The 8,804-nt window shown below is 74.5% G+C and carries 9 protein-coding genes and 1 pseudogene; 5 read left to right on the forward strand and 5 right to left on the reverse strand.

Features of this window, described 5'->3' with window-relative positions; all coding sequences use genetic code 11:
• Positions 1-137: 137 nt before the first annotated feature.
• Positions 138-1,406 (forward strand): hypothetical protein, encoded by a 1,269-nt coding sequence (locus MNZ39_RS14405; protein ID WP_242339670.1) that lies wholly within the window; start codon positions 138-140, stop codon positions 1,404-1,406.
• 18 nt (positions 1,407-1,424) lie between these two features.
• Here MNZ39_RS14405 and MNZ39_RS14410 read toward each other — a convergent pair whose 3' ends face one another.
• The 3 genes from MNZ39_RS14410 to MNZ39_RS14420 form a co-directional block, all read right to left on the reverse strand.
• Complete coding sequence (locus tag MNZ39_RS14410) at positions 1,425-1,943, reverse strand: 3'-5' exoribonuclease domain-containing protein (RefSeq protein ID WP_242339671.1); 519 nt, start codon at positions 1,941-1,943, stop codon at positions 1,425-1,427.
• A 9-nt stretch (positions 1,944-1,952) separates the two neighbouring features.
• Entirely contained in the window at positions 1,953-3,212 is a 1,260-nt protein-coding gene (locus MNZ39_RS14415) for an MFS transporter (RefSeq protein ID WP_242339674.1), read from the reverse strand.
• A gap of 140 nt (positions 3,213-3,352) precedes the next feature.
• Positions 3,353-4,024 (reverse strand): HAD family hydrolase, encoded by a 672-nt coding sequence (locus tag MNZ39_RS14420; protein ID WP_242339676.1) that lies wholly within the window; start codon positions 4,022-4,024, stop codon positions 3,353-3,355.
• A gap of 245 nt (positions 4,025-4,269) precedes the next feature.
• Here MNZ39_RS14420 and MNZ39_RS14425 point away from each other — a divergent pair, with 245 nt between their 5' ends.
• The 3 genes from MNZ39_RS14425 to MNZ39_RS14435 all read left to right on the forward strand — a co-directional run bounded on the left by MNZ39_RS14425 (position 4,270) and on the right by MNZ39_RS14435 (position 7,549).
• On the forward strand, positions 4,270-4,578 hold the full coding sequence (locus tag MNZ39_RS14425) for an STAS domain-containing protein (protein ID WP_242339678.1): 309 nt from the start codon (positions 4,270-4,272) through the stop codon (positions 4,576-4,578).
• Between the two features lie 143 nt (positions 4,579-4,721).
• Positions 4,722-6,464, forward strand: coding sequence for a GTPase HflX (gene hflX, locus MNZ39_RS14430; protein ID WP_242339680.1), 1,743 nt, complete (start codon positions 4,722-4,724; stop codon positions 6,462-6,464).
• Positions 6,465-6,514: 50 nt separating this feature from the next.
• Positions 6,515-7,549, forward strand: a complete 1,035-nt coding sequence (locus tag MNZ39_RS14435; RefSeq protein ID WP_242339682.1) for a hypothetical protein — start codon at positions 6,515-6,517, stop codon at positions 7,547-7,549.
• 34 nt (positions 7,550-7,583) lie between these two features.
• Here the strand turns inward: MNZ39_RS14435 and MNZ39_RS14440 are convergent, their stop codons facing one another.
• Positions 7,584-8,030 (reverse strand): CoA-binding protein, encoded by a 447-nt coding sequence (locus MNZ39_RS14440; protein ID WP_242339684.1) that lies wholly within the window; start codon positions 8,028-8,030, stop codon positions 7,584-7,586.
• A 203-nt stretch (positions 8,031-8,233) separates the two neighbouring features.
• Between MNZ39_RS14440 and MNZ39_RS14445 the strand changes: the two genes are divergently transcribed.
• Complete coding sequence (locus tag MNZ39_RS14445) at positions 8,234-8,569, forward strand: hypothetical protein (protein WP_242339686.1); 336 nt, start codon at positions 8,234-8,236, stop codon at positions 8,567-8,569.
• Between the two features lie 14 nt (positions 8,570-8,583).
• Here the strand turns inward: MNZ39_RS14445 and MNZ39_RS14450 are convergent.
• A pseudogene (locus tag MNZ39_RS14450) lies at positions 8,584-8,804 on the reverse strand (hypothetical protein); the annotation flags it as partial.

Consider the following 8,804-nt stretch of genomic DNA (forward strand, 5'->3'; position numbering starts at 1 on the left):
GCGCGCGTCGACACGCCGGGACCTCGCGCCGAGGCTCCGCCCGTTCCCCACATGCCCCGACGCGCATGATGACGCCGGGTGGATGCCGTGCACGGCGCGTGATAGGCGTCGTGCCTCTCCTTCATCGAGGAGGCACCATGCGCCGCACCGTCCTCATCCTCGCCGCCGCGCTCCTCTCCGCCTGCAGCGGCGGCGATGGCGGGACGAGCAGCCCGTTCGGCGTGACCGGCAAGGTGCTGGGCTCGGACCGGCTGCCGGTCGCGGGCGCCCGGGTCGCGACGCGGACGGGGGGCGGCTGGCGCTCGACGACGACTGACCTGGAGGGCACCTTCTCCCTCCTGGTGGACGGCTCGCCCTACGACCTCGCGGTCATCAAGGGCGAACAGGTGGAGCTCTACGTGGGCGTCACGCGGGCCAGCCCCGAGGTGCGGCTCGGCGTCCCGGGGGGCACGACCCCCCTCGGCGCCGGCTTCACGACGACGATCACGGGCGACTGCGGCGGCGCGGGGTGCCCGCCCGCCGGCCACGAGGGCAGCGGGCAGCTCACGTTCTCCGCGGGCACCGTGGGCTGGATGGGCACGGCACGGCCACCCGGCACGGCCGGCACGTACTCCGCCACCCTGGGCGGAACCGACGTCGCGACGGGCACGCTCGCCGCCGTGTACTGGGCGTGCCCCGGCGCGTGCACGTCGAGCGCGCCCGACGCGTTCTGGCTCGCGCGCCAGGACTCCGTCACGCTGCGCATCGGCGCGTCGACCGACGTCTCCGCCCTCGCGCTCGCGCCGCTGCCGACCGCCCCCCTCGCCGTGAACGTGACCGCGCCGGACGGCGTGTCGCCCCAGGCCATGATGGGGTTCGCGCTCGGGACCCCGGCCATCTACTGGCTGCACGCCGCGGGCAGCGCCGCGCCGGGCGCGAGCACGTTCCTCATGCCGACCGCCCCGGACCTCCGGACGATGCTGTACGTCATCGCGAGCCCCGCGGGAGGCGGCACCACCACGGCGTCGTGGTCCGGGGGGACGTCGCCGGCGAGCCCGGTCGAGCTCGCGCTGCATCCGCTGCCGGTGCTCCTCGAGCCGGCGGAGGGCGCGACCCTCGGGGTAGGGACGCGGTTCGCGTGGTCGAGCGAGCCCGGCGTCCACGTCCTCGCGCTCGTGTCCAGCACGCCGGGCGCCGCCGACGTGCGCGTCACCACGGCGGAGCAGTCCTTCACCGTGCCGGACCTCGCCGCGCTCGGCCTGTACGTGCCGGCCGGCGCGGCGTACGTCTGGAGCGTGCGCGCCCAGCCGTCCACCGTGGACGCGCGGCTCGCGCCCGCGTCCACGACCCCGACGCCGATACCGCCCACGACGACGATCTCGTCCTGGAGCACGCTGTCGGCGACGCGCGCGGCGACCGCGCTCTAGCCGCGGCGGCGGCGCGCTTCACCGCGCCTGGAGCTTCAACCCCATCTCGATCATGGCGAGGATCGCCTCGGCGTTCCCCCTGGCGTCGTTCACGGGGTGGTGGTCGTGCCCGGTCTTGCGCAGGTGCTTCCACTGCGCGTACGCGTCCTTCACCATCCCGCAGTAGAGGTCGCCGATGCGCCGGCCGCTCCAGCCGAAGGGGTTCCGGGAGAGGTAGGTGTGGAAGTACCAGTTCACGAACTGCCAGTCGAAGGCGAGGTTGTCCGAGAAGAAGACCGGCTTCCCGCGCGTCGTCTCCTGGATCCAGCGCTCGAACGCCGCCATCACCTCGCCCGGCTCGTCGTAGCGCAGGTGCTCCTCGCGCGTCGTCGCCGACACGGCGAGCGCCTCGGGGAGGAACGCATCGGAGATCGGGCGCGTGCGCCCGTAGAACGTCCGGCCGAGCCCCGGCTCGACGAGCACCGCGCCGAGCGACACCATCGAGTACTTCCCCGGGATCGGGCCGTCCGCCTCGACGTCCACCACGTAGAGCGACATGGGCTCTCTCTAATCGCGCTCGAGGTAGTCGAGATCGACCCCGAACGTCTCCCGCAGCCGGAGCGCGGAGACGAGGGCCAGCGTGAACCAGACCGCGCCCACGGCGAGCGCCCCGCCGAGGAGGCCGAGGGACGGGCGCAGGAACACGAACGACGAGGTCACCACCACGACGAGGCCGCGGACGAAGTTCGGCACGGTCGTCGCCACGGTGGCGCGGATGTTCGTGCCGAACTGCTCGGCGGCGACGGTGACGAAGATGGCCCAGTAGCCGCTCGTCACTCCGAGCAGGCCGCAGAGCACGAGGAACCGCGCCGGGGAGGCGCCCCGGCCGGCGAGGAAGTAGGCGGCGATCGCGCCCGCGAGGAGGGAGAGGAAGAGGAGCACCACCTTGCGCCGGCTCCGGAGCACCTGGGAGAGCGTCCCGCTCGCGAGATCGCCGGCGACGAGCCCGCCGTAGAAGAAGGCCACCGCGTCGCCCGCCGACACCGGCCCGGTGACGCCGAGCGCCTGGGCGAACTCGGGCGCGCCGAGGACCAGGATCGCGTTCGCGAACCAGATGGGCACGGCGATGAGGATCGACGCCAGGTAGCGCGTGAGCCGCTCCCCGTCGGTGAAGAGGGAGAGGAAGTTGCCGCGCGAGACGCCCTTCGCCTTCGCCGCGCGGCGGAACATCCCCGACTCGCGGACCTTGATGCGCAGGACGAGGAGCACGAGGCCGAGCCCGCCGCCGACGAGGTACGCCCAGCGCCAGTCGAGCCACTTCGCGACGAGGTTCCCCGCCACCGCGCCCGAGACCCCCACCGAGGCGACGATCATCGTCCCGTAGCCGCGCAGGCGGGCGGGCAGGATCTCGGAGACGAGCGTGACGCCCGCGCCGAGCTCGCCGGCGAGCCCGAGCCCGGCCGCGAAGCGCAGGAGCTTGTAGGTGGCGAGGTCCTGCACGAAGCCGTTCGCGAGCGTCGCGAGCGAGTAGAGCGTGATCGAGCCGAAGAGGATCTGCAGCCGCCCGAGCTTGTCGCCGACCACGCCGAACAGGATCCCGCCGATGAGCATCCCCACCATCTGCCAGTTGAGGATCGAGAACCCCTCGGTGAGGAGCAGCTCGGGGGCGACGCCCAGCGCGGTGAGGCTCGGCTTGCGGACGATCGAGACGAGGATGAGGTCGTAGATGTCGACGAAGTATCCGAGCGCCGCGACGATCACGGCGGCGTTCACGACCGCGCGCGCGCCGGTCGGCGCCTCGGCTTCGGGGGAGACGAAGGTCGCCATGCTGGCCGGCGAGTGAAGCAGAGTCCGCCGGCGGAGTCGAGGCGGCGCCGCCACGGGGGCGGGCGCTCGCGATGACGCGCTGCTTCGCGCGCCGCCGCACCTCGCGGGCATAGCGTGCCTCGGCGGGGCCGCGGCGCGGCTCACCCGCGCGCGAGCGGCGACGCGTCGAAGCGCGCGAGCAGCTCCTCGGGCCCGGCGTAGATGGCGATGCAGCCCGCGCTGCGGAGCTCCCGCTCGTCGAAGCCGCCGGAGAGGAGCCCGATCGTGCGGAGGCCGGCGCGGCGCGCGGCGAGCGCGTCCCAGGGCGAGTCCCCCACCGCCATGGCGCGGTCCGGCGGCGCGTGCACGCGCGCGAGCGCCGCCTCGAAGATGTCCGGGTGCGGCTTCGACCGCTCCGCGTCGTCGGCGGTCGTCGCGCCCTCGAGCAGCGCGCCGATCCCGAGCAGCCGGCGGTTGTGCTCCACCTCGTCCTCCTTGCCGCTCGAGGCGAGCGCGACGCGCAGCCCCGCGTCGTGGACCCGCCGCACGAGCTCCGCCGCGCCCGGGAGCGGCCTCACCCGCCCCATGTACTCCCTCCTCCACAGCTCACCGCGGAAGCGCTCGAGCGCCTCGCCGTCCCGCGCGCGCTCGTCCTCTGACAGGAACACCGGGATGAGCTGGTCGCCGCCCTTGCCGATCTGCCTGCGCACCTCCTCGAGCGGCACGTCCTTGCCGAACCTCCGGAGCGCCTCCCGCCACGCCTGCGCGTGCAGGTCGACCGAGTCCACGAGCGTCCCGTCCACGTCGAAGAGCACCGCCTCCGGAGGGGCCATGTCCGTGAAGGTGGGCGTTGCCCGCCGGCGCGGCACCCGCTTGCGCGCGGCTCCGGCAGCCCGACCCTGGGGCGACCCGTACACAGGGTCGAACGAGGCATCCCCCCCGTGATGCGCCGCGCGCATCGCCAATCGGAACGCGGACCTGCGTGAACGAAGCATGTACGCCGACCCGGGGCCGTCCCTCGGCACGGATCTTCCACCTCGTCCCGTCTTCGCGGCGTGTGCCGCGGGGGGAAAGAGAGATGAGTGCGAACAGACCGACGGCGGGACCCGTGCGCCTCCTGCAGCTCGAGGGCGTCTTCGACGTGCCCGCGGCCCAGCGCGTCACGCGCGCGCTCGCCGAGGGAGCCGTGGACGAGGCGGTGCACCTCGATCTCACCCACGTGCGCGAGTTCCACGACTTCGGGGTGGCCTTCCTCGCCCAGGCGCTCGCCGCCCGCCCCCGCCACGTGGTGGTGCGCGGCCTCCGGCAGCACCACCTGCGGCTCCTGCGCTACCTCCGCATCGACACCGCGGGAGTGGACCTGGGCGCGGAGACCGAGGCGGCCTGACGGGGGGCCGCCCGCGCGTCGCGCCGCTCGAAGCGAGGCCTCGCCCTCGCGGCTCCCCGCTCGCGACCGCTCGGGGTTGATTGCGCGACCGGGCAGATCCGCTCGATCGGCGCCGCGCCCGTGGCTATGCTGCACGCCGGAAAATGCAAGACGTTCTAGGGAACACCCTCGGCCTCAAGCCCTCGCAGCTCCACGCCCTCCGCCGCACCTATCGCCGCCGCGTCGACGACGGCTCGATCGTGACCCCGGAGCTCGCCCGCCACCTCACCGAGGTGTCGCACGAGACGAACCGGCAGATCGGGGTGCTCCTCGACCGAAAGGGGGACGTCCAGTCGGTCATCGTGGGCGACGCCCGCAAGCTCGAGCTGCCCGACGTGGGGCGCGGCCGCGCCGGCGAGAGCCGCCTGCGCGGCCTGCGGCTCGTGCACACGCACCTCAACGGCGAGCCGCTCACGCGCGACGACCACACCGACCTCGCGCTCCTGCGCCTCGACCTCGTCGCGGCGATCGAGGTCCGCGATGACGGGTTCCCGGGCAAGGTGCACTACGCGCACCTCGTGCCGGAGAACGCGCAGGGCGCGATGTGGAAGGACGAGGAGGCGGCGAGCGTCCACGAGCTCTCCTACGACGCGCTCGGCGGGGCGCTCGCGCTCGAGGAGGAGTTCGCCCGGGCGCGCGCGGTGCGCCGCACGGGCGGGCGCGAGCGGGCGATCCTGGTCGGCTTCGGCGGCAAGGGCCGCACCCGCGCCGACGCGGAGTCGTCGCTCGAGGAGCTCAAGGAGCTCGCGCGGACCGCGGGGGTCGAGGTGATCGACGCGACCGTCCAGCTCCGCCGCGATCCCGACCCGCGCTACCTCATCGGCAAGGGCAAGCTCGAGGACGTGGTGCTGCGCTCGATGCAGCTCATGGCCACGGTGATCGTCTTCGACGCGGAGCTGTCCCCGTCGCAGGCGCGCCACATCGCCGAGGCGACGAGCCTCAAGATCCTCGACCGCACCCAGCTCATCCTCGACATCTTCGCGCAGCGCGCGCAGAGCGCCGACGGCAAGCTCCAGGTCGAGCTCGCCCAGCTCAAGTACCTCTACCCGCGCCTGGTCGGCCGCGACGACTCGCTCTCGCGGCTCGCCGGCGGCATCGGCGGGCGCGGCCCGGGCGAGACGAAGCTCGAGATCGACCGCCGCCGCGTGCGCGACCGGATCACCGCGCTCGAGCGGCGCATCGAGGCGCTCGGCTCGAACCGCCAGCTCCGCCGCAAGCAGCGGAACGACCGCGGCCTGCCGGTGCTCTCCATCGTGGGCTACACGAACGCCGGCAAGTCCACGCTGCTCAACGCGCTCACCGACTCGGCGGTGCTCGCCGAGGACAAGCTCTTCGCGACGCTCGACCCGACGAGCCGCCGGCTCAGGTTCCCGCGGGACCGCGAGGTCATCATCACCGACACCGTCGGCTTCATCCGCGACCTGCCGCCCGATCTCGTGAACGCGTTCCGCGCCACGCTCGAGGAGCTCACCGACGCGGACCTGCTGCTGCACGTCGTGGACGCCTCCGACGCGCGGCACCCGGAGCAGATCGCGGCGGTCGAGAAGATCCTCGCCTCGCTCGGCCTCGAGGAGAAGCAGCGGCTGCTCGTGTTCAACAAGACCGACCGGCTGCCCCCGGGCGAGGGCGCCGCGCTCGCGCACCGCGAGGAGGGCGTGCCGGTCTCGGCGGTGACGCGCGACGGGCTCGCTGAGCTCCTCCACCTGTGCGATCGCCTGCTCTGGGCGGAGGGCCGGGTGGCCTTCGCAGACGTCGAGGCGAGCGCGTCCGCGACCGGCGGCGACGCGCAGCGCACCGACCTCGCGCAGGGGCGGCTCGTGCCCTCGCGCCTGCTCCGGGTGTCGTAGGGAGGCGCCGTGGCGCCTCCGGTCCCTTCCGGTCTAGAGTCGCGGCCCGCATGACCCGCACGCTCGCCCTCACCCTCGCCGCCGCCGTCGCGGCCTGCTCCCGCTCCGGCTCCGAGGGGAAGGAGCGGCTCAAGGCCGAGGCCGAGGCCGAGCGCGCCGCGCACGCCGCGTTCGACTTCTCGAAGCCGGCCGAGGCGCTCGCCCTCTCCGCGGACGACGTCGCGCGGGCCCTCGGCTCGTTCGAGTGGTCGGCCGCCGTCGACTGGACGGTCGCGAGCGAGGGCTCCGCCGAGCCCACGCCGCCCCCGCCGCCCGCCGCGGAAGGCCAGCCGGCGCCGTTCGTGCCCCCTCCTCCGCCGCCGCCCAGGGTCCACGCCCTGGAGCGCCACCGCATCCTCCAGGCCGCGACCGGCGAGTTCCAGGTCGAGGCGGACGTCGATCCCGGGCTCGGACCCGGCTCCGACACCGGCAAGCAGATCGTCTGGGCGGGCGGGATGACCTACGCACGGGCCCGGTTCGCGCCGTTCCGTGAGCGCCCGACCGATCACGGCCGCGACGCGCGGCGGTTCCGCGAGGACAGCTTCCACGTCGCCCGCGCGCTCGCGGCGCTCTACGGCGGCGCCCTCGCCATCGAGCCCGCCGGGGAGGCGACCGTGCTCGGCCGCGCCGCGCGCCGCTACCGGCTCGCGCTCGCGCCCGGCGCCGCGCCGGGGACGAAGGCACGCGCCCTGCCTGCCGGGAAGGCCGATCCCGACACCGCCGTCCGGTTCAAGTTCCTCGACGGCCGCGTGCCGGAGTCCGCCGACGGCGAGCTCCTCCTCGACGCCCAGACCGGCGCCCCGCTGCGCGTCCGGCTCGCCGGCGCGTTCACCGTGAAGGACGCCCCCGGCGTGCGCGCCACCGTGGAGCTCCTCGCGCAGGTGACCTCGCTCGGCGAGAAGGCCGCCGCGATCCAGCCGCCGAAGGCGCCCCTGCCCGACGTCCGCAAGCCGCCCGGGGTGGCGGGGGCGCTCGAGGCCGCGGGGCTCAAGAAGAAGACCGAGGCCGAGGCGGGCGGGTCCGAGCCGGCCGACGACGAGCAGTAGGCGCGCGGATCCCGCCCGCCGGCGCGCCCTCGCCTCACCCGGCGACGAGCCGCCTCCAGTCGACCATGAGACAGCGGTCCTGGACGACCTGTATCCCCGCGCGGGCGAGCCGCTCGGCGGCGGCGTCGTTCCGGATGCCGAGCTGGAGCCAGACGGCGCGCGGCCGCTTCTCGAGCAGGTCGTCGACGTGCGCCGGGACGTCCTTCGGCCGGCGGAACACGTCCACGAGGTCGAGCTCCCCCGGCACGTCCGCGACCTTCCGGTACACGCGCCGGCCGAGGATCTCCCGGACCTCCGGGTAGTACACCGGCACCGGCACGATCTCGACGCCCGCGTCGGCGAGGTACTTCGGGACGTAGAAGGCCGCCTGGCTCGCCTGCGCCTCGGTCTTGATGCCGAGGACGGCCACCCGCCGTGTGGACCGCAGGAGCGCGCGGATCGCCGCTTCGTCCTCGAGGATGTTGTCGCGCCAGTCGGCCATGCCCTTCCTCCGTTGGGGGCACAACATGCCGGGCGTGAGGGCGCCGCGCAACGGCGCGAACGGGACCCCCAACGCCTGGAAATCACGCGGGGTCGGGGTGGAGAATCGTGTGCGATATCGTGGGCTTGATCCCACGTCTGCCCTGCGGCCGAGGGGCCTCGCGAAAAATGGACAGGGGGCAGTGCGCGCCTACCATGACCTCCATGGACAAGAAGAAGAAGCCCGGCGTCGCGGTGGTCACCGAGGGCACGGCGCAGGCCGCGCTCCGGCGCTCCCCCGCGAAGGAGCTCGCGCCCGAGGAGGAGAAGGTCCTCCGGATGCGCCTCGGCGCGGCGCCGCCCCGGGCCGCCCCGCTCGAGAAGGCGGGCGCGGGCCTCACCGACCTCGAGATCGAGCTGCTCGCCTACGAGATCGAGGCGCACCTGCGGTGGAAGGAGCACAGGGCCGCACACGAGGCGCGGCGCGCGAGGCCGGCGCCCACCCCGGTGCCGTCGCGCACGAAGGAGAAGATCGTCCGCGCGCTCCGCAGGAAGGCCTAGCCCGGCGCGGGCCCTCACCGGCCCTCGAGCTTCTCCACGAGCCGCCGCGCCGCCAGCACGGGCGCCGGCGGCTCCTCCGTCTCCGGGAGCCGCCCGGCCGCGAGGAGCCCGGCGAGGTGCGCGGCGGTCCGCGGGTTCCGCCACCAGTCCTCGTCGAACCGCTCGACGAGTCCGCGCCGGAGCGCCTCGCCCGCGGCCGCACCCGCGAGCGCCGCGCCGAGCCGGGCCGCGTCCG

This window comes from Anaeromyxobacter sp. SG66 (assembly GCF_022690805.1).
Taxonomy (GTDB): Bacteria; Myxococcota; Myxococcia; order Myxococcales; family Anaeromyxobacteraceae; genus Anaeromyxobacter; species Anaeromyxobacter soli.